This window comes from Nocardioides sp. Z30_9, assembly GCF_058215735.1.
Genome location: NZ_JBZAJF010000002.1, coordinates 323722 through 344387, shown reverse-complemented (window position 1 = coordinate 344387; position 20666 = coordinate 323722). Strand labels below are relative to the sequence as shown.

The 20666-nt window shown below is 71.0% G+C and carries 24 protein-coding genes and 1 riboswitch; of the genes, 13 read left to right on the top strand and 11 right to left on the bottom strand.

Features of this window, described 5'->3' with window-relative positions; all coding sequences use genetic code 11:
• Positions 1 to 34: 34 nt before the first annotated feature.
• Positions 35 to 1102: a tocopherol cyclase family protein gene (locus AC4BGB_RS12370; RefSeq protein WP_490547167.1), complete on the top strand. Its 1068-nt coding sequence runs from the start codon at positions 35 to 37 to the stop codon at positions 1100 to 1102.
• 1 nt (position 1103) lies between these two features.
• On the opposite strand, the gene AC4BGB_RS12365 is transcribed toward AC4BGB_RS12370, so the two are convergent.
• Genes AC4BGB_RS12365 through AC4BGB_RS12355 form a run of 3 tightly spaced genes read right to left on the bottom strand, consistent with a single transcriptional unit; the run spans position 1104 to position 2839 of the window.
• Complete coding sequence (locus AC4BGB_RS12365; protein WP_490547166.1) at positions 1104 to 1286, bottom strand: hypothetical protein; 183 nt, start codon at positions 1284 to 1286, stop codon at positions 1104 to 1106.
• Between the two features lie 48 nt (positions 1287 to 1334).
• Positions 1335 to 2312, bottom strand: a complete 978-nt coding sequence (locus AC4BGB_RS12360; RefSeq protein WP_490547165.1) for an SDR family NAD(P)-dependent oxidoreductase — start codon at positions 2310 to 2312, stop codon at positions 1335 to 1337.
• 53 nt (positions 2313 to 2365) lie between these two features.
• A complete protein-coding gene (locus AC4BGB_RS12355; RefSeq protein ID WP_490547164.1) occupies positions 2366 to 2839 on the bottom strand; it encodes a hypothetical protein in 474 nt (157 codons plus the stop codon).
• Positions 2840 to 3002: 163 nt separating this feature from the next.
• Between AC4BGB_RS12355 and AC4BGB_RS12350 the strand changes: the two genes are divergently transcribed.
• The 4 genes from AC4BGB_RS12350 to AC4BGB_RS12335 all read left to right on the top strand — a co-directional run bounded on the left by AC4BGB_RS12350 (position 3003) and on the right by AC4BGB_RS12335 (position 5333).
• Positions 3003 to 3503 (top strand): pyridoxamine 5'-phosphate oxidase family protein, encoded by a 501-nt coding sequence (locus tag AC4BGB_RS12350; protein ID WP_490547163.1) that lies wholly within the window; start codon positions 3003 to 3005, stop codon positions 3501 to 3503.
• Positions 3504 to 3617: 114 nt separating this feature from the next.
• Positions 3618 to 3774: riboswitch (cyclic di-AMP (ydaO/yuaA leader) on the top strand.
• Positions 3775 to 3776: 2 nt separating this feature from the next.
• On the top strand, positions 3777 to 4538 hold the full coding sequence (locus tag AC4BGB_RS12345) for a C40 family peptidase (RefSeq protein WP_490547162.1): 762 nt from the start codon (positions 3777 to 3779) through the stop codon (positions 4536 to 4538).
• A gap of 18 nt (positions 4539 to 4556) precedes the next feature.
• Positions 4557 to 4982: a hypothetical protein gene (locus tag AC4BGB_RS12340; protein WP_490547161.1), complete on the top strand. Its 426-nt coding sequence runs from the start codon at positions 4557 to 4559 to the stop codon at positions 4980 to 4982.
• Positions 4983 to 4991: 9 nt separating this feature from the next.
• Entirely contained in the window at positions 4992 to 5333 is a 342-nt protein-coding gene (locus AC4BGB_RS12335) for an iron chaperone (protein WP_490547160.1), read from the top strand.
• On the opposite strand, the gene AC4BGB_RS12330 is transcribed toward AC4BGB_RS12335, so the two are convergent.
• The gene (locus AC4BGB_RS12330) at positions 5320 to 6156 is read right to left on the bottom strand and encodes a class I SAM-dependent methyltransferase (protein WP_490547159.1); all 837 of its coding nucleotides are present in this window, start codon (positions 6154 to 6156) and stop codon (positions 5320 to 5322) included. The genes AC4BGB_RS12335 and AC4BGB_RS12330 overlap by 14 nt on opposite strands.
• Before the next feature lie 154 nt (positions 6157 to 6310).
• Here AC4BGB_RS12330 and AC4BGB_RS12325 point away from each other — a divergent pair, with 154 nt between their 5' ends.
• Together AC4BGB_RS12325 and AC4BGB_RS12320 are read left to right on the top strand one after the other, a co-directional pair.
• Entirely contained in the window at positions 6311 to 6979 is a 669-nt protein-coding gene (locus AC4BGB_RS12325; protein ID WP_490547158.1) for a winged helix-turn-helix transcriptional regulator, read from the top strand.
• Positions 6980 to 7024: 45 nt separating this feature from the next.
• Positions 7025 to 7606, top strand: coding sequence for a 1-acyl-sn-glycerol-3-phosphate acyltransferase (locus AC4BGB_RS12320; protein ID WP_490547157.1), 582 nt, complete (start codon positions 7025 to 7027; stop codon positions 7604 to 7606).
• A 36-nt stretch (positions 7607 to 7642) separates the two neighbouring features.
• On the opposite strand, the gene AC4BGB_RS12315 is transcribed toward AC4BGB_RS12320, so the two are convergent.
• Positions 7643 to 8629: a hypothetical protein gene (locus tag AC4BGB_RS12315; RefSeq protein WP_490547156.1), complete on the bottom strand. Its 987-nt coding sequence runs from the start codon at positions 8627 to 8629 to the stop codon at positions 7643 to 7645.
• A gap of 175 nt (positions 8630 to 8804) precedes the next feature.
• Between AC4BGB_RS12315 and AC4BGB_RS12310 the strand changes: the two genes are divergently transcribed.
• Positions 8805 to 9458 (top strand): DinB family protein, encoded by a 654-nt coding sequence (locus tag AC4BGB_RS12310; protein ID WP_490547155.1) that lies wholly within the window; start codon positions 8805 to 8807, stop codon positions 9456 to 9458.
• 87 nt (positions 9459 to 9545) lie between these two features.
• Here AC4BGB_RS12310 and AC4BGB_RS12305 read toward each other — a convergent pair whose 3' ends face one another.
• A complete protein-coding gene (locus AC4BGB_RS12305) occupies positions 9546 to 9836 on the bottom strand; it encodes an antitoxin (protein WP_490547153.1) in 291 nt (96 codons plus the stop codon).
• 135 nt (positions 9837 to 9971) lie between these two features.
• Between AC4BGB_RS12305 and AC4BGB_RS12300 the strand changes: the two genes are divergently transcribed.
• Positions 9972 to 11540: an LLM class flavin-dependent oxidoreductase gene (locus AC4BGB_RS12300; protein WP_490547152.1), complete on the top strand. Its 1569-nt coding sequence runs from the start codon at positions 9972 to 9974 to the stop codon at positions 11538 to 11540.
• 3 nt (positions 11541 to 11543) lie between these two features.
• On the opposite strand, the gene AC4BGB_RS12295 is transcribed toward AC4BGB_RS12300, so the two are convergent.
• Positions 11544 to 11969 (bottom strand): organic hydroperoxide resistance protein, encoded by a 426-nt coding sequence (locus AC4BGB_RS12295; RefSeq protein ID WP_490547151.1) that lies wholly within the window; start codon positions 11967 to 11969, stop codon positions 11544 to 11546.
• A 98-nt stretch (positions 11970 to 12067) separates the two neighbouring features.
• Here AC4BGB_RS12295 and AC4BGB_RS12290 point away from each other — a divergent pair, with 98 nt between their 5' ends.
• Positions 12068 to 13891: a DUF429 domain-containing protein gene (locus AC4BGB_RS12290; protein WP_490547150.1), complete on the top strand. Its 1824-nt coding sequence runs from the start codon at positions 12068 to 12070 to the stop codon at positions 13889 to 13891.
• A gap of 33 nt (positions 13892 to 13924) precedes the next feature.
• On the opposite strand, the gene AC4BGB_RS12285 is transcribed toward AC4BGB_RS12290, so the two are convergent.
• A complete protein-coding gene (locus AC4BGB_RS12285; protein WP_490547149.1) occupies positions 13925 to 14692 on the bottom strand; it encodes a VldE C-terminal domain-containing protein in 768 nt (255 codons plus the stop codon).
• A 135-nt stretch (positions 14693 to 14827) separates the two neighbouring features.
• Between AC4BGB_RS12285 and AC4BGB_RS12280 the strand changes: the two genes are divergently transcribed.
• Positions 14828 to 15088: a GlsB/YeaQ/YmgE family stress response membrane protein gene (locus tag AC4BGB_RS12280; protein ID WP_490547148.1), complete on the top strand. Its 261-nt coding sequence runs from the start codon at positions 14828 to 14830 to the stop codon at positions 15086 to 15088.
• 112 nt (positions 15089 to 15200) lie between these two features.
• Here AC4BGB_RS12280 and AC4BGB_RS12275 read toward each other — a convergent pair whose 3' ends face one another.
• Entirely contained in the window at positions 15201 to 16835 is a 1635-nt protein-coding gene (locus tag AC4BGB_RS12275; RefSeq protein ID WP_490547147.1) for a catalase, read from the bottom strand.
• A 121-nt stretch (positions 16836 to 16956) separates the two neighbouring features.
• On the opposite strand from AC4BGB_RS12275, the gene AC4BGB_RS12270 reads away from it, so the two are divergent.
• Both AC4BGB_RS12270 and AC4BGB_RS12265 read left to right on the top strand, forming a co-directional pair.
• Entirely contained in the window at positions 16957 to 17610 is a 654-nt protein-coding gene (locus AC4BGB_RS12270) for a response regulator (protein ID WP_490547146.1), read from the top strand.
• 147 nt (positions 17611 to 17757) lie between these two features.
• Positions 17758 to 18363 (top strand): hypothetical protein, encoded by a 606-nt coding sequence (locus AC4BGB_RS12265; protein ID WP_490547145.1) that lies wholly within the window; start codon positions 17758 to 17760, stop codon positions 18361 to 18363.
• An 88-nt stretch (positions 18364 to 18451) separates the two neighbouring features.
• Here AC4BGB_RS12265 and AC4BGB_RS12260 read toward each other — a convergent pair whose 3' ends face one another.
• On the bottom strand, positions 18452 to 20044 hold the full coding sequence (locus tag AC4BGB_RS12260; protein WP_490547144.1) for a GAF domain-containing sensor histidine kinase: 1593 nt from the start codon (positions 20042 to 20044) through the stop codon (positions 18452 to 18454).
• Between the two features lie 44 nt (positions 20045 to 20088).
• A complete protein-coding gene (locus AC4BGB_RS12255; protein WP_490547142.1) occupies positions 20089 to 20529 on the bottom strand; it encodes a pyridoxamine 5'-phosphate oxidase family protein in 441 nt (146 codons plus the stop codon).
• Positions 20530 to 20666 lie beyond the last annotated feature (137 nt).

Genomic DNA, 20666 nt, shown 5'->3' with positions numbered 1-20666 from the left:
CACCGCACCGGGTCGCGCTGGCATCATCTGCTCCATGAACGTTCCCGGTGCAGCCGTTCTCGGCCGCGGCCTCGCCGCCTACCGCTCCTCGGGCGCGGACCTGCCCTTCGGGGATCCGCTGCCGGCGCACGACGTCGCGATGGAGGGCTACTTCTGGCGGTTCACCGACCCGGAGACGGGCCGGGTGCTGATCGCGCTCAACGGCGTGAACCGCGGCCCCGCCGGGGATCACTGGTCGACGCTGGGACTGGCCAGCCACCCCACCGGCTTCCTGCGCACCACCGTGCACCCGGTCGGGCGTGCCTCGACCACCGGGCTGGGCGCGTTCGCCGGCGGCGCCTTCCGGGGGACCGCGGACCGCCTCGAGGTCGACCTCGGTCCCGACGCGCGGGTGGACGTGACCGTCTCCGACGCCGTCCCCTGGTCGCGGCGCAGCGTCGGCGGCTCCAGCGTGTTCCAGTCGGTGCCGGCCCTGAACCAGTACTGGCACCCGTGGCTGCTCGGCGGCTCCGCCCACGGGCGGGCCGTCATCGGGGACACCACCTGGGACCTCGACGGGTGGTCGGTCTACGGCGAGAAGAACTGGGGCCGGGGCGGCTTCCCCGACTCGTGGTGGTGGGGCCAGGCCCAGGGGTTCGAGGACCCGGAGGTGTGCGTCGCCTTCGCCGGCGGCGACGTCAACGCGGGCCCGTTGCGGACCCGGGTCACCGGTCTCGTCGTGCTCCTGCCCGGTGGCCGGCTGCTGCGCCTCGGCGACCCCGTGGTCTCGCCCGTGCACGCCGAGGTCTCCGACGAGCGCTGGCTGCTGCGCGGCCGCAGTGCGCAGTGGCAGGTCGACGTGGAGGGGTACGGCGCACTCGACGCGGCGCACGTCCTCCCGGTCCCGCTCCCGGCCGAGCACCGCAACATCGCCGGTGCGATCGAGCACCTCGGGGCCTCGATGAAGGTCAGCGTCCGGCGGTGGGGGCGGCCCCACTGGGAGGGCGAGTCGTCGGTCGCCGCCCTGGAGCACGGCGGCATCGACCGCGCGCAGGCGGAGATCGCACGGCGTGGCGGTTCGCCGGAGGACGTCGACGCCGTACCCCTGCGTTCGGAGCCTTGAGCTAGGAGGAGGTCTCGTCCTCGAGGATCTCGCTCAGCGCCGCCACCTCGACGACCTCGATCTGCTGGTCTCCCTGCCGCACGATGCGTCGACCCTCATCGAGCACCCGACGCAGGTGGGCACGGACCAGCTCGGCCCCGCGGGCCTCGGCCGACGAGAGTTCCTCGTCCAGGCTGGAGTCCATCGGCACAACCTAACCTGTTGACCGCCCCGGATCGCTGAGGCATACCGGTCAGAGGTCAGACTCTTCGAGGCCCGCCTGGTCGCCGACCCAGTCCCACAGCTCGACCCGCTCGGAGTCCGCGGTGCGGGTGCGCCGGCCGAAGTGGGTGGGCCGGGGTCGGCGGTCGTGCCAGAGCCGGCCCCCGGGCGGCTGCGGCTGCGCGGCCGCCAGCCACAGCGTCGTGTCGGCTCCCGCGGCCGCGTCGCGCAGCAACGGTCCGGTGAGCTTGTGGAAGGTCGGCAGCGAGTCGGCCACGCCAGGTGTGTCGGCCCACCCGGGGTGCGTGGCGTGCACCCCGATCCCCTGGGGCGCCCAGCGGTCGGCAAGCACCGGGAGCAGCTCGACCTGGGCCCGCTTGCTGCGGGCGTAGGCCGTGGTGGGCGAGTAGGGCCCGTCGGTGTACTCCGGGTCGTCGGCTCGCAGCGCCTGGGCGTACATCCCGCCCGAGGTCACCAGCACGACCCGGGCGTCGTGGCCGGACAGCGCCGGGCGGAGCAGGTCGGTCATCAGCACGGGGCCGAGGACGTGCAGCGACATCGTCAGCTCGTGACCTTGCGGTGACTCCGTGCGTGCGGGCGGCATCGCGCCGGCGTTGTGGACCAGCACGTCGAGCCGGTCGAGGTCGAGCTCGCGGACGAAGCGGCGTACGTCGTCGAGGTCGGAGACGTCGCACCGCTCCACCACGACCTGCGCGCCCGGCACGTCGGCCTCCAGCTCGGCCTTGACCCGGGCGCCCTTCTCGAGGTCGCGTACGACGAGGTGCACCTGCGCGCCCAGCCGGGCGAGCCCCTCGGCGGTCGCCATGCCGAGCCCCGACGTCGCGCCGGTGACCGCCGCGACCTTCCCGGAGAGCGCCCCGGCGGCCGGGTCGGCGGGCCAGGTGGGCAGCCTGCGCCGCACCGCCGGGCCGATCCGGGTGAATCCCGGGACGACCGCGCGGTCCAGCAGGGTGTCCACGCCGCGGGCCAGGCTCTGGGTGAAGGTCATGGCCGCCAACGTAGCCAGCCGGTGCGCGCCGCCCTCCCCGCGTCGGTGCGCGGTCAGCCGCCCTGGGGGCCGTCGTCCGGCGGCAGCGGTTCGTGGTGCCGGGCCCCGTGGGTACGCCGGTCCTCCTTCATCTCCGCCTCGAACAGGTGTCGCCGGCCCTGGACCAGCTCCTCGCGCGCGTGCTGCTCGAGGTCCTTGAACGGCGAGTAGTAGGTCTCGTCGTACTCCTCCACGAGCTGGAAGCTCCACCGGCCCTCGAGGATGTTGCGCCCGACCAGCTCGCTCTCGACCCGGTCGGCCAGCTCGCCGTGACCGGCCTCGCGCAGCTCCTCGACCGCATCGCCCAGGGTGAGGTCGGCGGTGCCGCAGAGCCGGTGGAACGCGTAGAGGTGGCCCCGGGCGACCTCTACCGCCTCGAGGGCCTCGGAGAACTTGCCCAGCGCGGAGACCGTGGCGTCGCTGACCCCCTCGGGCCGTCGGTGCTCGGGCAGCTGGGCGGACCCCGTCGGGTCGGGAGGCGGTGTCATCGGCTCGGAGTACCCGGCCCGGACCGGACGCAAACGAGCGCCTGTCCCGGGGTGGACCCCCACGTGGCACCACAAGGGACCTGGGTACTAGGTGCGCGTGGCTAGTTTGGCGGGGCCACTCCAGGCCACTCCGGGCCACTGCGGACACACCGAGAGGACCCTCATGTCGGAGCACCAAGGTCACGACCTCGAGCAGGACAAGGTCGTCAAGATCATGCGAGGCGACCGCTTCTGCATGCTCACCTCGGTCGGTGTCGCCGACCAGGGCCGGCTGCACTCCCACCCGATGACGCCGCAGGAGGTCACCGACGGCGGCGACGTGTGGTTCTTCGTCGACGCCACCAGCGAGCAGGCCGCGAACGTGCAGGCCGAGAAGCGGGTCAACCTCGCGTTCGCCGACGGCTCCACCTGGCTCTCGGTCTCCGGCCACGCCAGCCTCCACCGGGACCGGGCGAAGATCGACGAGCTGTGGAACCCGGTCGTCGAGGCGTGGTTCCCCGACGGCAAGGACTCCGGGAACGTGCAGCTGATGCTGGTCGAGGCCGACTCCGCGGAGTACTGGGACAGCCCCGGAGGCCGGGTCGCCACGGCGCTGGCGTTCGTGAAGTCGAAGGTCACCGGCGACGAGCCCGACGTGGGGAAGAACGCCACCGTCGACCTCTGAGGCACGTCTCAGCAAAATCATATCAATTGGTGATATGACGGACACCCGCTCCGGCGTCCTATTAGTCTTGTGCGGTCGAACACCGCCCGGGACCGCCGAATCCTGCCCAGTCCCGGGTGTCCAACCGAACTCCTGGGGCAGGAGCGGGGGACCCACAGGTTCCATGCATCGGCTCCTCCGGGGGCCGGGGCTCGGGGTGAAGTCACGAGACTGTGACGGAGCACTTTCAGCTCCAACCCGACAGCTGACCCCGCAGGCGTCGGAAGGACTCCTGTGCCCAGCAACGCCCCCCTCCACAAGCCCCTCTCGCGATACCTGCTGCTCCCGGCCCTGTCGCTGCTGCTCCTGATCGGCCTCTCCCTCGTCGGACCCGCCGCCACGGCCGCCCCTGCTCCGGCCCCCTCGCCGAACCCCTCGTCCGGGCCCGGCACCGCCACCGCCGACCACAGCGCCGAGCGCAAGCACAAGAAGAAGGCCAAGAAGAAGAAGGCCGGCAAGAAGAACACCGCTCGCAAGCTGCGGGCCAAGAAGCTCCGGGCGAAGAAGGCCCGGGCCGCCAAGGTCCGGGCCCAGAAGATCCGGGCCAAGAAGATCCGGGCCAAGAAGGCGCGCCAGGCCAAGAAGCGGGCCGCCGCGGCGGCCGCGGCCGCCCAGCCGGCGGCCACGGGTGCCAGCCGCGTCGACCGCGCCATGAAGATCGCTGTCCAGCAGGTCGGTGACCCCTACAAGTGGGGTGCCTCCGGTCCCGGATCCTTCGACTGCTCCGGGCTGATGCAGTACAGCTTCGCCAAGGCCGGCATCAAGATCCCCCGCACCGCCGCTGCCCAGTCCGGCCGCGCACACCGCATCGCCCGCAGCAAGATGCGCCCCGGCGACCTCCTGTACTTCACCCGCGGCGGCCGGGTCTACCACACCGCCATGTTCCTGCGGTGGAAGCAGGGAACTCCCCAGATCGTGCACGCACCCGGCTCGGGCAAGAAGGTCCGCTTCGACACGCCCTTCTCCAACAGCTGGTTCGCCGGAAGCATGCGCTGACCGACCTACGCTGGGTCCATGACGACCCAGGATCTCGGGAGCGACCGGGCCCTCACCGCCGAGGAGCCCCTGCTGGTCGAGGACGAGCTGGGCGGGTTGTTCGAGACCTCACCGGCCCGGGTGGAGCGCACCTCGGCGGCCGCCGAGGTCGGCTTCATCGCCGGGCTGGTCGCCTTCCTGGCCACGCCCTTCTCACTGATGCTCGCGGTCTGTGTCGGACTGGGGGCCCTCGGCCTGGTCAGCTCGGTGATCGGCCTCGCCAAGGCGAGCCGGCGCGGCGTCTCCGGAAGCCTGCTGGCGTCGCTGGGCATGGTGATCTCCCTGATCGCGCTGGCCCTGGTCGGCCTGCGCTACCTCGGCATCGACACCGCCGTCGGCGACGGCGCCGTCCCCACGCTGGTCGACTGGCTCACCGCGCTCAACGACCTGCTGCCGCCCCCCTGAGTCGCTGCCATGGGCCAGAAGTTCACCACGGTCGAGGATTACCTCGACTCCCTCGGGCCCGAGGTCAGGGAGGTGCTCGAGGCGGTCCGGGCGACCATCCACGCCGCCCTGCCCGGTGCGCAGGACACGATCAGCTACAACATCCCGACCGTCGTGCTCGACGGTCGCCGGGTGGTCCACTACGCCGGGTGGAAGCACCACGTCAGCCTCTACCCGGCGCCGGAGGACCCCGACCTCGCCGAGGAGGTCGCGCCGTACGCCGGCGGCAAGGGGACCCTGAAGTTCCCGCTCGACCGGCCGGTGCCGCACGACCTCGTGGCCCGGGTGGTGCGCTCGCTCAGCGCCGGGTAGCGGTGGCCAGGAGGTACTCCCACTCCATCGGTCCGGCGCCGGCTCCTGCCTGCTCCGCGAGCTCGTCGAGGTCGCGGTCCAGCGCGGCGCACCTCTCCGGGTCGTCGGCGTTCGCCTTGTAGACCGCGATCGTGGGTCCGTAGCGGCTCTTGAAGAACTCGCGGAAACCGGCGGGGGACTCGAACCGGTCCACGGCCAGGGTGCGCCGGGTGAGCTCGAGGCCGTCGACGCCCTGACCGAGCAGGTCGCGCAGGTGGTCCTCGGAGCCCCACAGCGGGGGCGGCTGCGCACCGGGAGGTGGCGGCGGCGCGTAGGGCTTCATCGTGGCGAACATCCGGCCGATGAACCCCTCCGGGGTCCAGCTGACCAGGCCGATCCGGCCGCCGGGGCGGCACACCCGCAACAGCTCGTCGGCCGCCTGCTGGTGGTGCGGGGCGAACATCACGCCCACGCACGAGATCACCGCGTCGAAGGCCGCGTCCTCGTAGGGCAGGTGCTCGGCGTCGGCCTCCTGCCAGTCGATGGACAGGTCGGCGTCCGCGACTGCCCGACCGGCGTCGAGCAGGTCGGGGGTGAGGTCGCTGGCGACGACCTCGGCGCCGGCCCTCGCCGCCGGGACCGAGGCATTGCCGCTCCCGGCGGCCACGTCGAGGACCCGGTCGCCCGGCGCGAGGCCGACCGCGTCGACCAGGACCGGACCGAGCTCGGCGATGACCTCGCTGGCGACCGAGGGGTAGTCCCCCATCGCCCAGACCCTGCGGAGCCGGTCCTTGAGCTCCGCGTCGGCCGTGACGTCGTTTCCGGTGGAGGTTTGGCTGCTCATCTGTGTACTCCCTCGTGGTTTTCGAATACCCCCACATTCGGTCGGCGGCGGGCGCCGATCCAGTTCCGGATCTGTACCGGCACGGGTACTGAATCTGTACTGGCCCTCGGCCCGGATCGGGCGTCTACTGGTGGCCGGGTGAAGGGAGCAGCCGATGTCCGGCTATGGCCAGTTCTGTCCGGTCGCCAAGGCGATGGAGGTCCTCGACGAGCGGTGGACCCTGCTCGTCGTCCGCGAGCTGTTGGCCGGGAGCACCCGGTTCAACGAGCTGCGACGCGGCAACCCGAGGATGTCTCCCGCGCTGCTCTCCAAACGGCTGCGCACCCTGGAGCGGGCCGGCATCGTCCGCCGGGAGCTGGTCGGGTCGCACGCGTCGTACGAGCTCACCGAGAGCGGCCGCGACCTGATGGACGTGGTGCTGGCCCTGGGGATGTGGGGCACGCGCTGGATCGGGGAGCTGGGCGACCAGGACCTCGACCCGCACCTGCTGATGTGGGACATCAAGCGCAACCTCGCGATCGACGAGTGGCCGCGCACGCGGAGCGTGGTGGGACTGCGGTTCAGCGACGTGCCGCCGCGCGTCGGGTCCTGGTGGCTGATGGTCGACGGCGGCGAGGCGGACGCCTGCGACTTCGACCCCGGGTTCGAGCAGGCCGCCTCGGTGCGCACCACGCTGCGCACGCTCACCGAGGTCTGGCGCGGAGACCGGTCCTGGGACCAGGCGATGAGGACCGGGCTGCTCGCGATCGAGGCCTCCAGCGACGTACGCCGCTCGCTGCCCCGCTGGGTGGGCCAGAGCCGGTTCGCCGCGGTGAGCCGCTGACCCTCGGTTCACGGCGCGGGTGGGTCCGGGCGGTATCGTCGCGCGGTGAACCGACGCTTCCTGATTCGCCGCAACCTCGCCCGCCTGCTGCTGCGGGTGGCCGGCTGGAAGACCGTGGGCACCGTTCCGGAGCGGGCGGTCCTCGTCGGTGCCCCGCACACCTCCAACTGGGACTGGGTGATCACCCTGCTCCTGGGCTGGGACTACGACCTCCAGATCAAGCTGCTGGTCAAGCAGGAGTTCTTCAGGGGCCCGCTCGGTCCCCTGCTGCGCGCCTCCGGCTCGGTCCCGCTGGACCGCGACCAGCCGGCGGAGACGATCAACGCGCTGCTGCGCGAGGCCGAGGGCGACGAGCCGTTCGTGCTGGGCCTCGCTGCCGAGGGCACCCGAGGCAAGGGCGAGTACTGGAAGTCCGGCTTCTACCGGATCGCCGAGCAGACCGGGTTGCCCATCACCCTCGCCTTCCTCGACGCCCCCACCCGCACCGTGGGCTGGGGTCCCACGTTCACCCCGAGCGGCAACGTGCGCGCCGACATGGATCTCGTCCGCGAGTTCTACGCCGACAAGCGCGGGATCCGCCCCGACTCGTTCACCACGCCGCGGCTGCGCGAGGAGCCCGAGGCATAGCGCGCTCGCTCATCTGGATCTGCGCCGGGCTCCGGGTCACGGGGTCGGGCTCTGGCAGTACTTCATCGCCTTCGCGTTCATCGCCCGGAGCTCGGCCGGGGAGTGCTTCTTGCGCAGCTCGTCCAGGGCCACGTAGTTGGGCCAGAAGATCTTCTTGCTCGCCTTGCTGCCCGGTGTCAGTGCCTGTGGGGAGAGCCACTCGTCGAGGTACTTCAGGTCGCCGAGCAACCGGTCCGCGCGGCGCGTGGGGACGAGCCTGGACCCCTTGTCCAGGAAGCAGCCGTCGTTGCCGAAGGGGTAGCTGTCGAAGTCGACGGCCGGCCACCAGGCGGGTCCGCCTCCCGGACGGAAGCCGCGCACCTGGACCGTGCGCCGTACGACGATGGGATAGGTCTCCCCGGCCACGGTGACCGGGGTCCGCGTGAAGGTCTGCAGGCCGATCCACAGGATCGGCGCCGCGTTGCCGGCATCGTCGGTGCCGCTGTTCTCACCCCACTGCCAGCGCGCGTCGATGATCTCCGGCTCGCCGAGCTCGGCCTCCCTGGGGAACAGGTTGACCGCCTCGTGCGCCCAGGAGCCGAGGACCTTCCTGCGCAACCGTTTCCGCGCGTCGTCGATCGTCGCGGGGAAGGAGCCGTCGAGCACGTGGTCGAAGGCAGCACCCGGGCTCATCGAGCTCAGCTCCGGGTCGATCGAGCGCAGCGTGATCCGCTGGGCCATCCGGGCGAACACGCCCACGTCCCGCGCCGAGAACGCCTTGGTCGGCGTCAGCTCCGGCAGGGTCAGCTCCTTGGCCGGGAGTCGTTCGGCACTCTTCTTGAAGTCGTCCCACGCGTCGTTGAGCTTCTTCAGCTCGGGCGAGGGTTCGGGTGACGGGGTGGAGGTGCTGCCGCCGTCGCCCCGGGACTCCGTGGAGCCGGAGTCCTGGCCGCCGCAGCCGGTGAGGACGAGCGCCGCCAGGAGCAGGCCGGTGACCCCGGTGCGACATCCTCGACGGGCCAGGTGGACACGGGGGACTCTCACGATTCGGTTCACTCTCTGCAGTCGGGGCGTGCCCGGCCGGGCGGTGCCGACTGCGGTCACCCCGGGGGAGTAGGGCGGGGGAAGCCTAGGGTCCTGAACCGGGTCAAAGGGGTTCATTCCTGATAGTTGGACACGATCGGGGTCAGGCGTCCCCGACCGGGGTGATGATGGCGCGATGACGACCTACTCCGGCGACGAGTTCGAGCGCGCGAGCTTCCTCAGGGCCCGGCTCAGGGGCGCCACCTTTCGGTTCTCAGACGTCAGCGGGGTGACGATGCGCGGGGTCGATGTCGACGGCCTCGACATCGACAGCCACGACCTGTTCATGGGCAGCCTCATCGTCAACGGTGTCGACGTGGTGCCGCTGGTGGACGCCGAGCTCAACCGGGCCTTCCCGGGGCGTGAGCTGCAGAACGCGCAGGCACCCGAGGGTCTGCGCGAGGCCTGGGTCGCCGTGCAGGCCGCCTGGGCGACGACCGTGGCGAGCACGCCACCGGACCTGGTCGACGCCCACGTCGAGGACGAGTGGTCCCTGGCCCAGACCCTGCGGCACCTCGTCCTGGCGACCGACGCCTGGCTCCGGGGCGGGATCCTGGGGCTGCCGCAGCCGTTCCACGAGATCGGCCTGGTGTTCACCGGGGCCGGCGAGATGGGCTTCGACATGTCGGTCTTCCGCAGCGAGCAACCCGACTACGCGGAGGTCCTCGCCGTGCGCGCGGAGCGGCAGCAGCTGGTGACCGACTTCCTGGACACCGTCACGGCCGACCTGCTCGCCGAGCCGCGCGCGAACCCCCTGGGGCGGCGACGACTGGCAGCCCACCGTCGGTGACTGCCTGCGGGTGATCCTCGAGGAGGAGTGGGCCCACCTGCGCTACGTGCGGCGCGATCTCGCCCGGCTGGCTGAGCCCGGCAGCAGCTAGCGGTCGCTGTCGGGGCGGCGCTCGGCGAGCTTGGTGAGGCCCTGCTCGAGCCGGCCGCGGACCTGGTCGACCTTCTCGGCGTACTTGCCGTCGGTGCGCTCGTCGATCTGGGTGGTGATCTTGTCCAGGGTGCGGTCCACGTCGTCACGGTGGTCGTGGGCGTAGTCGGCGGCGGTCGCCACGGCGCGCTTGAGGACGGTCTCGGCCTGGTCCACGAAGTCGTTGAGACGGCGGTCGAGGTCGAGCTCGTCGATCTTCTTCTTCAAGGTCTCGTTGATGTCGCTCATCAGTTTCCCCTCGTTCGGCCGGGCGACGCCCGTGTTCACGCCTCCAAGACTGCCACGGGCACCCTGCTTCCCCCATGGACGGCGACCCGCACGCCCGGGCTCGGCCGGGCCCCTTCGGCGAATTAGGCTCACCGGATGCCGGACTACGGACACGACCTCCAGTTCGGGATCTTCCCCAGCCCCGACGCCGCCACTGCCGAACGCACCCTGGAGCTGGCCCAGCTGGCCGACGTCAGCGGCCTCGACCTGGTCTCGCTGCAGGACCACCCCTACCAGGCCAGGCACCTGGACACCTGGACGCTGCTCTCGGTCATCGCCGCCCGCACCAGCGCCGTCCGGGTCGCACCCAACGTGGCCAACCTGCCGCTGCGACCGCCGGTGGTGCTCGCCCGCTCTGCCGCCACGCTCGACGTGCTCAGCGGCGGCCGGGTCGAGCTCGGCCTCGGCGCGGGGGCGTTCTGGGACGCGGTCGTGGCCGCCGGCGGCCCCCGTCGTACGCCGGGAGAGGCGGTCGAGGCGCTGGCCGAGGCGATCGGGATCATCCGAGCTGTCTGGGGCACCGGCAGCGTCCGCGCCACCGGCGAGCACTACCGGGTCCAGGGGCTGCACGCCGGGCCGCAGCCGGCCCACGAGATCCCGATCTGGATCGGCGCCTACAAGCCCCGGATGCTGCGGCTCACCGCCGACCTCGCCGACGCGTGGATCCCCTCCATGGGGTACGCCGACCCGCCGGCCCTCGCGGAGATGAACGCGGTGATCGACGCGGCCGCGGAGGAGAACGGCCGCGGCCCGCAGGCGATCCGCCGGATGTACAACGTCTTCGGCAGCTTCGGCGATGTCGGTCGCGGCGGCGGGTTCCTGAAGGGCAGCGTCACCGACTGGGCCGAGCAGCTCGCGGGGCTGGCGATCGACGAGGGCGTCTCCACCTTCGTCCTCGGCACCGACGACCCCGACGACGTGCGCCGGTTCGCCCTCGAGGTTGCCCCCGCGGTGCGCGAGCAGGTGGAGGCCGAGCGCGAGCTGCGCGCCGGCGGGCCCGAGCCGACGCCGGCCTCACCGGGGGTGCAGCCACCGCCGGCACCGCACGCGCAGACCCCCGGCATCCGGGTGACGCCCACTCCCCCGCCCAGCCGGATCCTGGCGGAGCTGCCGTGGGACGAGTCCACCCGGCCGACCTACCCGGCGCCCGCGAACGCGTCGTACACCGAGGCGCAGCAGGCCTACCCCCAGCACCTGATCGACATCCACGACGCGTTGCGCAGCGAGCTCACCCAGCTGCGCGACGTGGTGGACCAGGTCCGCCGGGGGTTGATGCAGGTCGGGCAGGCGCGCTCGGTGATCAACACGATGACGATGCGCCAGAACAACTGGACGCTGGGTGCCTACTGCGAGTCCTACTGCCGGATCGTCACCGGGCACCACAGCCTCGAGGACCACAGCATGTTCCGCTACCTGCGGGCCAGCGACCCGGCCGCGGCGCCGGTCGTCGACCGGCTCGCGGAGGAGCACGTGGTGATCCACGACGTCCTGGAACAGGTGGACCGCTCGCTCGTCGGGCTGGTCTCCGCCGAGCCCCGGGCGGCGTCCAGGGCGCTGGAGGATCTCTCGGCCACCGTCGACCTGCTCACCGACACCCTGCTCTCACACCTGTCCTACGAGGAGCGAGAGCTGCTGCACCCGCTGGCGCAGCACGGCATGGGGTAGTGCTCAGTCGTCGCTGACCTTGAGGTGCACGTCGATGTTGCCGCGGGTCGCGTTGGAGTAGGGGCAGACCTGGTGGGCCTGCTCGACGAGCTCCTGGGCCTGCTCGTGGGGCAGGTCGGGGATGACCACCTCGAGGGTGACCTCGAGCTGGAAGCCGCCCTCGTCGTTGGGGCCGATGCTGACCTGGGCACCGACGGTGGAGTCACCGAGGTCGGCCTTCGCTCGGCGGGCCACGCCCTGCAGGGCGGAGTGGAAGCAGGCGGCGTACCCGGCAGCGAACATCTGCTCGGGGTTGGTGCCCGCACCCCCGTCGCCACCCATCTCCTTGGGAATGGAGAGGTCGTGGTCGAGGTTGCCGTCCGTGGAGCGCACGTGGCCGCCGCGGCCGGCTCCGGTGGCGAGTGCTTCAGCGGTGTAGAGGGTCTTCATGGGACTCCTTCGTCTGGTCGCGCCACGGCCGGACAGGACGCCCCGTCGTGCTTTGCCGACACCGTCCGAACCTGTTGCGGCGTACACCTATTCCACCGATGTCCGCGCCATACGGCAGGCTGGGCGACGTGTTCTTCATCGGTGTGGACCTCGCCTGGGGTGTGAAGCGACCCACGGGGCTCGCCGTTCTCGACGAGTTCGGCCTGCTGGTGCACGTCTCGACGGTCCGCAGCGACGAGGAGATCCTCGCCGCGCTGGAGCCGTACGCCGCCGGCGACTGCCTCGTGGCCGTCGACGCCCCGCTCATCGTGACCAACCCGACCGGCAACCGGCCGGCGGAGGCCGCGCTGAACAAGGACTTCGCCCGGTTCGACGCGGGTGCCCACCCTGCCAACACCGGCAAGCCCGAGTTCAGCGACGTCCCCCGCGGCGCCCGGCTGTGCCAGGCCCTCGGGCTGGACATGAACCCGAGGTCGGGACGCCGCCGGCGCGCGCTCGAGGTCTACCCGCACCCCGCCACGGTCGCGCTGTTCGGGTTGGGTCGCACGCTGAAGTACAAGAACAAGCCAGGCCGCGACCTCGACGGCCTCCGCACCGAGCTGCTCACCCTGATGGGCCTGCTCGAGAGCCTCGAGGAGGCGACGCCGCCACTGCGGCTCACCGCCCCCGGCTCCCCGGAACCCGGCTGGTCCGGGCTGCGCCACCTGGTGGAGACCGCCACCCGCAAGAGCGAGCTGCGCCTGGTCGAGGACCAGGTCGACGCGGTCGTGTGCGCCTACGTCGCACTGTTCGCGCAGACCCGTCCCGGCGAGGTCACCACCTACGGCGACTTCGAGACCGGCTACATCCTCACCCCGACCCTCCCGGAGGGGCAGGTGCCGAGTCCCCGGCTGCCGAGGGCCGCCAAGCCCGTTGACGACCCGGTCCAGGAGTACACCCGGCGCCACCCCCAGCTCGTCGCCGCCGGCGACCAGTTCCTGGCGCTGGTGACCGGGATCCTCGACGACGCGGGCATCAACTACCTCAGCGTCGCCGGCCGGACCAAGTCGATCGCCTCGTTCGCGGAGAAGGTCCGGCGCACCCGCGAGGGCGTACCCCTCTACACCGATCCACTGCGGCAGATCACCGACACCATCGGTCTGCGCGTGATCACCTACGTGCACAGCGACGTGTCGGCGGTGGCCGACCTGCTGCGCGACCAGGTCGTGGTCAAGGACGACCGGGACATGGGTCTGGAGACCGCGCAGGAGGGCCGCTGGGGATATGCCAGCCGGCACCTGCTGATCGGGCTGGACGCCGCGCGCGAGGGTCACCCCTCCTACGCGGCCATGCGCGGTCAGACCGCGCAGGTGCAGATCCGCACGGTCCTCCAGCACGCTTGGGCAGAGTTCGAGCACGACATCCGCTACAAGGGCACGATGCCCGACGAGCACGCCCGCGACTTCGACCGCCGCTTCACCCTCGCCGCGGGGCTGCTCGAGCTCGCCGACCGCGAGTTCTCCTCGATCAGGGACACACTGCGGGCTCCGGCGGCCGGCCTCCAGGGACCGGTCCCGCCCCAGGGAGCCGCCGAGCCCGACAACGACCCCCGGATCGACCCGCGCGTGCTGGCGGCGTTCCTCGCCGGGCAGTACGCCGAGTCCGGATGGTCGCGCACCGAGCACTACGCCTGGATCTCCGGGCTGCTGCTCGAGCTCGGGATCACCTCGCTCGACGAGCTCGGCGAGGTGCTGCGCTCCGGCGACGAAGAGGCGATCGCGCAGCGGATGGACTACCGCTACCCGCCCGGGGCGGTCCGTCGCCTCGACGACGCGCTGCTGGCCGCCTACGGCCAGACCTATGTCGACCTGCGGGGCAACGCCCACCGGCGCCCGGCGCTGCAGGCCCGGCTGGAGCGCCTCACCACCGACCCCGCCGGCTGAGTCGGCCCGGTCGGCCACATCGGCTCAGTCGGCTCAGTCGGCCACGTCTACGTGGACGTGGTCGCGGTGCTCGAGGACCGCCTTTACCTCCGCCGACTTCCCGGTGGTGTCGATCTCGTACCCGCGCCACCCCTCGTCGGCCCGTCGTGACGTCCAGATCCAGTCGTCGTAGATGACCGTGACCGTGCCGTAGCGGTCGGCCTGTGCCACCGCCCACTGCGCGAGGGCCCAGCCCTTGACCTTGTTGGCCTCGTTCACCGGCCGGAAGAAGACGTCGAGGGCGCGGCCCTCGTAGTGCGCCGAGCCGGGGATGTGCCCGGTGGACACGCCACCGGGCGCGAAGCCGCCCACGCGCTGGGTCCCGAAGGCGACGTCGATCGCCTTGCGCAGCTCGGCGGCGCGCGGCGTGAGCCCGTCACTGTCGAGCTTCTCGGAGGCCGTGCTCTTGGGACCGTCGTAGAGGCAGGCGAACGCGTGCGGTGCCCGTCCGGTCAGGGCGGTGGCGAGGACGCGGGCGTTCCGGGGGTCCATCTCGAGTGCGTCCGCCGTGGTGTCGGTGGTCCTGTTCAGCGACTCGCCGGTGCGCACCGCGCGCGCCGCGACGGCCGAGGCGCTGACGGCCTCGTCGGTGGTCACCTCGACGGTCCGGTCACCCACCGTGGCCGAGCACTCCTTGGGGTCGGTCAGCCAGCGCACCGCGCCGAGCGCCAGCAGGGAGGCCACCACGGCCAGAGCCAGCAGCAGCGCCACCCCGGTCCAGGCGTCCTGGTCCCGGTTTCCGAGGCGTGCGCGCTGGCTCATTTCCCAAGTCTCCGTGCCCCCACCAAGCGAGGAGTGGACCGCCGCGACCCGGTGGGTACGGCGCGGGAGAGGGTCGTGGGCTGACGAGACTGGCGACTGCGGCTAGCGTGGGGGGACGACCTAGGAGGAAACCTCATGATCGGATTCATCGTCGCCGGGTTGATCATCGGTGCACTCGCACGCCTGATCAAGCCCGGAAAGCAGAACCTCGGCATCCTGGCCACGCTCGCCCTCGGCCTCGTCGGCTCGGTGATCGGCGGCCTGATCGCGTCGTTCCTCGGCACCGGGGACATCTGGGAGCTCAACATCCTCGGATTCGTCCTTGCCGTGGTCGCCGCCGTGCTCCTGATCGGCACCGCCGAGGCACTGGTGGGCAAGAACAAGACTCGCGCCTGATCAACTGCGGCGGTCCGTCGTACGGGCCGCCCGCCAGGACGCGGAAGACCCGCCACGAGCGTGCTCGTGGCGGGTCTTCTCGTTCTGCGGCGGCGCTGCGGGCCGGCAGGGCTCAGCGCTCGACCTCGACCCGCTCGTTCGGCACGCAGTGGGTCATCTTGAGGCCCTCCACGTCGCGCGGTCCGTTCTTGCCGAGGTTGGCGAGCCGGTTCAGCTCGTCCTCGGTGAGCTGCTGGCGCGGCAGCGGCTCGAGGTGGCGTACGTCGTCGGCGGTGATGCCGAGGCCGTCACCCACCCGCTGGCCGAGCTCGTCCTCGCACATGAAGAAGTGCCAGACCATCCGCTCCTGGACCTCTCGGGTGGCCTCGCCGATGTTCGCGACCAGGTTGGCGACGAGGTCGTCGCGCTCCCAGTCCTCCATCAGCCGGAACCGCTCGCCGGGCTGCTTGTAGTCGTTGGTGCGGGGCAGGTCCGAGCGGGTCAGGCGACCCGTGATCTCCGGGCCGACCTCACGGTGGGCCGGCTTCTCCGCCTCGACGAGTCCGTCCATCGTGGAGGGCTCGTAGTTCACCGACGGGTTCTGGCCGGGTGCGAGGTCCACGCCGTACGCCATCTGGCCACCGCGCTGGTTGGTGTGCACGGTCGCGTTCTTCGGCGAGTTCACCGGCAGCTGCAGGTAGTTCGGTCCGACGCGGTAGCGCTGGGTGTCGCTGTAGGAGAACGTGCGGCCGACCAGCATCTTGTCGTCGGAGAACTCCAGGCCGTCGACCAGCACGCCGGTGCCGAACGCGATCTGCTCGTTCTCGTTGTGGTGGTCGCTGACGTTGGCGTCCAGCGTCATCGTGCCGACCAGCCTGGGCTCGAAGACCTCCTCCGGCCACACCTTGGTGTCGTCCAGCGGGTCGAAGTCGAGCTCGGGGTGGTCGTGGTCCTCCATCAGCTGCACATAGAGGTCCCACTTGGGGTGGTCGCCGCGCTCGATGGCCTCGTAGAGGTCCTTGGAGGCGTGCCCGAGCTCGTTGGCCTGGATGTTGGCGGCGTCCTCCTCGGTCAGGCTCTGCACGCCCTGCTGCGGGATCCAGTGGTACTTCACCAGGTGGGAGACGCCCTCGGCGTTGACCCAGCGGTAGGTGTTCACCCCGAAGCCCTGCTGGTGCCGGTAGTCGGCCGGGATGCCGCGGGGGCTGAACAGGTTGACCAGCATGTGCATGGACTCGGGGGTCTGCGACATGAAGTCGAAGATCCGGCGCGGCTCCTGGCGGAACGTGACGGGGTCCGGCTTGAGGGAGTGGATCACATCGGGGAACTTGATCGCGTCACGGATGAAGAAGACGCCCAGGTTGTTGCCGACGAGGTCCCAGTTGCCGTCCTCGGTGTAGAACTTGATCGCGAAGCCGCGCGGGTCGCGAGCGGCCTCGGAGGAGTCCCGACCGCCGATGACCGTGGAGAAGCGGATCGCGAGCTCGGTCCTCTTGCCCGCCTCGGAGAAGAGCTTGGCGCGGGTGTACTTCGTGATCGGCTCCTCGCCCACCTTGCCGGTGGCCTCGAAGTGCCCGTAGGCCACGGCGCCGCGGGCGTGGACCACGCGCTCGGGGATCCGCTCACGGTCGAAGTGGCTGATCTTCTCCAGGAAGTGGTAGTTCTCCAGCGTCGCGGGGCCACGGGCGCCGACGGTGCGCTGGTTCTGGTTGTCGTAGACCGGGTGGCCCTGTCGGGTGGTCAGGGAGTTCTGGGTCTCCTGGGTCATGACAGGCACTTCCTCTGCTCGGTGTCTCGGGGCATCCGTCGAGTGTCCGCTTGAATTGGATCCATTCCAAATCTCTACCAGCAATCAGGGGCCCGGTCCAGAACGGTGTAGAAAGTCACCCATGACCGAGACCATCCGTGTGTACCTGCTCGACGACCACGACGTGGTCCGTGAGGGCCTTCGGTTCCTCCTCGAACGCACCGAGGACATCGAGGTCGTGGGCGACTCAGCCACCGCGACCGAGGCCACCGCCCGGATCCCCGCGCTGCGGCCCGACGTGGCCGTCCTCGACGCCCGGCTCCCCGACGGCTCGGGGATCGAGGTGTGCCGCGCCGTACGCGCCGTGGACCCCTCGATCAAGGCGCTGATCCTCACCTCGTACGACGACGACGACGCGCTGTTCGCAGCGATCATGGCCGGCGCCTCCGGCTACGTGCTCAAGGAGATCCGCAGCAGCGACCTGGTCAGCGCCATCCGCACGGTCGCGGCCGGGCAGTCGCTGATCGACCCGTCACTGACCGCCAGGGTGCTGGACCGGGTCCGCAACGGTCCCGCGACCGCGCCCGAGCTCGCCGCGCTCACCGAGCAGGAGCTCAAGCTGCTCGGCCTGATCGCCGAGGGCCTGACGAACCGGCAGATCGGCGAGCAGATGTTCCTCGCCGAGAAGACGGTGAAGAACTACGTGTCCAACATCTTGTCCAAGCTGGGCCTGGAGCGGCGTACCCAGGCCGCCGTCCTCGCCTCGAAGCTGCTGGCACCGCCGCCACATTCCTGATTTCCATATAGCACGGCGCAGGTAATTGCGATATTGCGGGACCTATGGCCCTGCTTCAGACAGTCATTCTCCTCTGACCGCGGGCCCTTTCAGTGCGGGATTCTTGGAGCACGAGAAAACCTCGAACTAAAGAGAAAGGTCGCCGTCATGTCTGTCACCAAAGAGCGCGGTAGCTCGACCACTGGAGTCGCAGGCGGACCGACCGCCTCCGCCACCAGCACCACCCCCAACACCATCAACCTCGCCACCGCCCGGGTGCTCGCCGCCCTGCGGATCGGATTCGGGTTCACGTTCCTGTGGGCCTTCTTCGACAAGGTCTTCGCCCTGGGCTTCCACACCGGCTACGGCCAGGACGGGAAGCTGGACCGCTTCGGCGACGCTGCCTGGATCAACGGCGGCAGCCCCACCGAGGGGTTCTTGAAGTTCGGCGCCGACGGTCCCTTCAAGGGGATCTACAACTCCATCGGCGGAACCGTCGTGGCCGACTGGCTGTTCATGCTGGGACTCCTCGGCATCGGCCTGGCGCTCACCCTCGGGATCGGCATGCGGCTCGCAGCCGCCGCCGGCGCGCTGATGTACGTGCTGATGTGGACCGCCGTGCTCCCCCCGGAGAACAACCCGATCATCGACGACCACATCCTCGGCGCGCTCAGCGTGGTGGCGCTGGCCCTGCTCAACGCCGGCGACACCTGGGGCCTCGGCGCCCGGTGGTCACGGCTGGGCATCGTGGAGAGGCACCCCATCCTGCGGTAGCCGGATGGGAGCGTGGGACCGGTCACCCTCGGGGTGCCGGTCCCTTTGTCGTGCTCAGGCAGGTGTCGTGCCCAGGCAGGTGTCGTACTCAGGCAGGCTCGGGACACTCGAGCGGTACCTGCCAGACCAGGGTGGTGCCCCGCGGCTCGGTGCGGGTGAGCTCGACGGAGCCACCGAGCCCCGCCGCGCGGCGCCGTACGTTGCTCAGCCCGCTCTCCACGCGACCCTCCGCGACCCCGATGCCGTCGTCGCTGACGGTGAGCCGGAGCTCGTGCCCGGTGACCTGCACCTCGACCTGCGCCTGGTCGGCCAGCGCGTGCCGGGCGACGTTGGAGACCGCCTCGCGCAGCACCGGCAGCAGCTGGTGGCGCACCCGGGGCGGTACGGCGGTGTCGAGCGGGCCGGTGGTGATCACGACCGGCGCGAAGCCCAGGACCGGGACGTACTCGCGGACCAGGCTCCGGATCTCGGCCCGCAGGGAGTCGGCCTGGCGCGGCTGCAGCTCGAAGATGGTCCCGCGGATGGCCTTGATGGTCAGGTCGAGGTCATCGACCGCGCGCTCGAGACGGGTGCCGATGACCGGGTCGCCGACGAGGGACACCACGCCCTGGAGCTGGAGTCCGGTGGCGAAGAGCCGCTGGATCACCACGTCGTGCAGGTCGCGGGCGATCCGTTCGCGGTCGGAGATCACGGCGAGCTCCTCGCGGTCGGCGACCGCCTGGGCCCGGTCGAGGGCGAGACCGGCCTGGTCGGCGAACGAGGCGAGGAACTCGCGTTCCTCCACCCCCAGGGCGGGGCCCGGGTCGAAGAGCGCCACCAGTGCGTCCGCATGCGCGAGGTGGGCCCGCAACGGGATCAGCATGACGTTGAGCCCGTCGACATGGAGCTCCACGGAGTCCGGGCCGCCCGCGTCGTACTCCGCGGCGATGCGGGTCACCGTCGTCATCACCTGCGCCGCGTCGGGCTCGTCCGCGGAGATCGAGAACACCGAGGCCTCGTCCGACGGGTCGTAGTGGCTGAGCAGGGCGGTCGCCCGCGCCCCCGAGACCGAGCGAGCCATCCGGGTGATCGCGGCGCGCGCCTTGTCCAGCTCGATCGGGGGCTGCAGGGTCTCGGTGAGCTCGGCCGACGCCTCGAGCCAGCGACGACGCAGCTCACTGAGCCCGTAGGCCCGGGCGTTCTCGATCACGAACCCGGCCGCACGCGCCAGCGCCTCGACGAGCTGCTCGTCCTGCTCGGTGAACATCAGCCCGTCGCGCTTCTCGGTCAGGTAGAGGTTGCCGAACACGGTGCCGCGGATCCGGACCGGGACCCCGAGGAAGGTCTCCATCGGGGGGTGGTTCGCCGGGAAGCCGGCCGAGTCGGGGTGGGCGGCGAGCTTGGGCAGCCGCAGCGCCTCGGGCTCGCGGATCAGCAGCCCCAGGATGCCGCGGCCGTGCGGCAGCTCGCCGATCTCGTGGATCTTCCCCTCGCTGAGCCCGGTGGTGACGAACTCAACCAGCTGTCCGTCTGCGCCGATGACGCCCAGGGCGGCGTACCGCGCACCGGTCAGCTGGGCCGCTGCCTCGACCAGCCGGGTGAGCACGCTGCGCAGGTCGAGGTCCGAGGAGATCGCGGTGACGGCCTCGAGCAGTGCGTGTGCGGCACCACCGAGTGATTGGCTCTCGAGAGGGGACGTCATGGAGACAGTCTTCCCCACGACCGGTAGCGGTCAGCCCGTGACGCTCAGTTCGCCGGGCCCGCGGAGAGCTCCGACAGCGGACTCCACTGCCCCCCGAGCTGGCGACCGCTCAGCTCCGCCCAACGCACCCGCAGGTAGAGCGGACGGGCGGCGCCCGCCCAGGGCTGGGGCTCCGCGCTCTCCCTGATCCGGGCGAGGTCGGCGCGGTCGGTGACCGCCTCGGCACGCCCCCGCGCCTGCACGCTCCAGCCACGTTCGTGGGCCGGGTCGAAGCCGTCGATCTCGAAGGCGACCGTGGTGTCGCGGCCGTAGGTTCCCAGCAGGCTGTACGGCGAGGTGCGGATGATGATCGACTCGTCGATGACCGAGTAGTTCACCGGCACCACGTAGGGCCCGTTGGCCGTGGAGAGACCGACCCGGCCGGCCACGCCCGCGCGCAACAGGGCCAGACACTCCTGGACGCTGAGGTCTCGTCTCTCGGTCATGAGGGCCTTCCGGGCTTTGGGGCGGGTGGTCCCACCAAGATGGCACCGGCGGGCCCGGCCCGATCAGGGGCTTTGGTCCTCTGAGCAGGGACCGTTTCGCCCTGATGTCCCCTGATCTCGCGGCCCGATACTGAAGG

Excerpts from the sequence above, each read along its gene's own strand:
- AC4BGB_RS12310 (WP_490547155.1), top strand. The coding sequence starts at position 8,805 with ATGACGACCTACTCCGGCGACGAGTTCGAGCGCGCGAGCTTCCTCAGG.
- AC4BGB_RS12270 (WP_490547146.1), top strand. The coding sequence starts at position 16,957 with ATGACCGAGACCATCCGTGTGTACCTGCTCGACGACCACGACGTGGTC.
- AC4BGB_RS12325 (WP_490547158.1), top strand. The coding sequence starts at position 6,311 with ATGTCCGGCTATGGCCAGTTCTGTCCGGTCGCCAAGGCGATGGAGGTC.
- AC4BGB_RS12330 (WP_490547159.1), bottom strand. The coding sequence starts at position 6,156 with ATGAGCAGCCAAACCTCCACCGGAAACGACGTCACGGCCGACGCGGAG.
- AC4BGB_RS12360 (WP_490547165.1), bottom strand. The coding sequence starts at position 2,312 with ATGACCTTCACCCAGAGCCTGGCCCGCGGCGTGGACACCCTGCTGGAC.
- AC4BGB_RS12290 (WP_490547150.1), top strand. The coding sequence starts at position 12,068 with ATGTCCGCGCCATACGGCAGGCTGGGCGACGTGTTCTTCATCGGTGTG.
- AC4BGB_RS12295 (WP_490547151.1), bottom strand. The coding sequence starts at position 11,969 with ATGAAGACCCTCTACACCGCTGAAGCACTCGCCACCGGAGCCGGCCGC.
- AC4BGB_RS12355 (WP_490547164.1), bottom strand. The coding sequence starts at position 2,839 with ATGACACCGCCTCCCGACCCGACGGGGTCCGCCCAGCTGCCCGAGCAC.
- AC4BGB_RS12285 (WP_490547149.1), bottom strand. The coding sequence starts at position 14,692 with ATGAGCCAGCGCGCACGCCTCGGAAACCGGGACCAGGACGCCTGGACC.
- AC4BGB_RS12350 (WP_490547163.1), top strand. The coding sequence starts at position 3,003 with ATGTCGGAGCACCAAGGTCACGACCTCGAGCAGGACAAGGTCGTCAAG.
- AC4BGB_RS12255 (WP_490547142.1), bottom strand. The coding sequence starts at position 20,529 with ATGACCGAGAGACGAGACCTCAGCGTCCAGGAGTGTCTGGCCCTGTTG.
- AC4BGB_RS12280 (WP_490547148.1), top strand. The coding sequence starts at position 14,828 with ATGATCGGATTCATCGTCGCCGGGTTGATCATCGGTGCACTCGCACGC.
- AC4BGB_RS12265 (WP_490547145.1), top strand. The coding sequence starts at position 17,758 with ATGTCTGTCACCAAAGAGCGCGGTAGCTCGACCACTGGAGTCGCAGGC.
- AC4BGB_RS12365 (WP_490547166.1), bottom strand. The coding sequence starts at position 1,286 with ATGGACTCCAGCCTGGACGAGGAACTCTCGTCGGCCGAGGCCCGCGGG.
- AC4BGB_RS12305 (WP_490547153.1), bottom strand. The coding sequence starts at position 9,836 with ATGAGCGACATCAACGAGACCTTGAAGAAGAAGATCGACGAGCTCGAC.
- AC4BGB_RS12275 (WP_490547147.1), bottom strand. The coding sequence starts at position 16,835 with ATGACCCAGGAGACCCAGAACTCCCTGACCACCCGACAGGGCCACCCG.
- AC4BGB_RS12335 (WP_490547160.1), top strand. The coding sequence starts at position 4,992 with ATGGGCCAGAAGTTCACCACGGTCGAGGATTACCTCGACTCCCTCGGG.
- AC4BGB_RS12340 (WP_490547161.1), top strand. The coding sequence starts at position 4,557 with ATGACGACCCAGGATCTCGGGAGCGACCGGGCCCTCACCGCCGAGGAG.
- AC4BGB_RS12370 (WP_490547167.1), top strand. The coding sequence starts at position 35 with ATGAACGTTCCCGGTGCAGCCGTTCTCGGCCGCGGCCTCGCCGCCTAC.
- AC4BGB_RS12260 (WP_490547144.1), bottom strand. The coding sequence starts at position 20,044 with ATGACGTCCCCTCTCGAGAGCCAATCACTCGGTGGTGCCGCACACGCA.
- AC4BGB_RS12300 (WP_490547152.1), top strand. The coding sequence starts at position 9,972 with ATGCCGGACTACGGACACGACCTCCAGTTCGGGATCTTCCCCAGCCCC.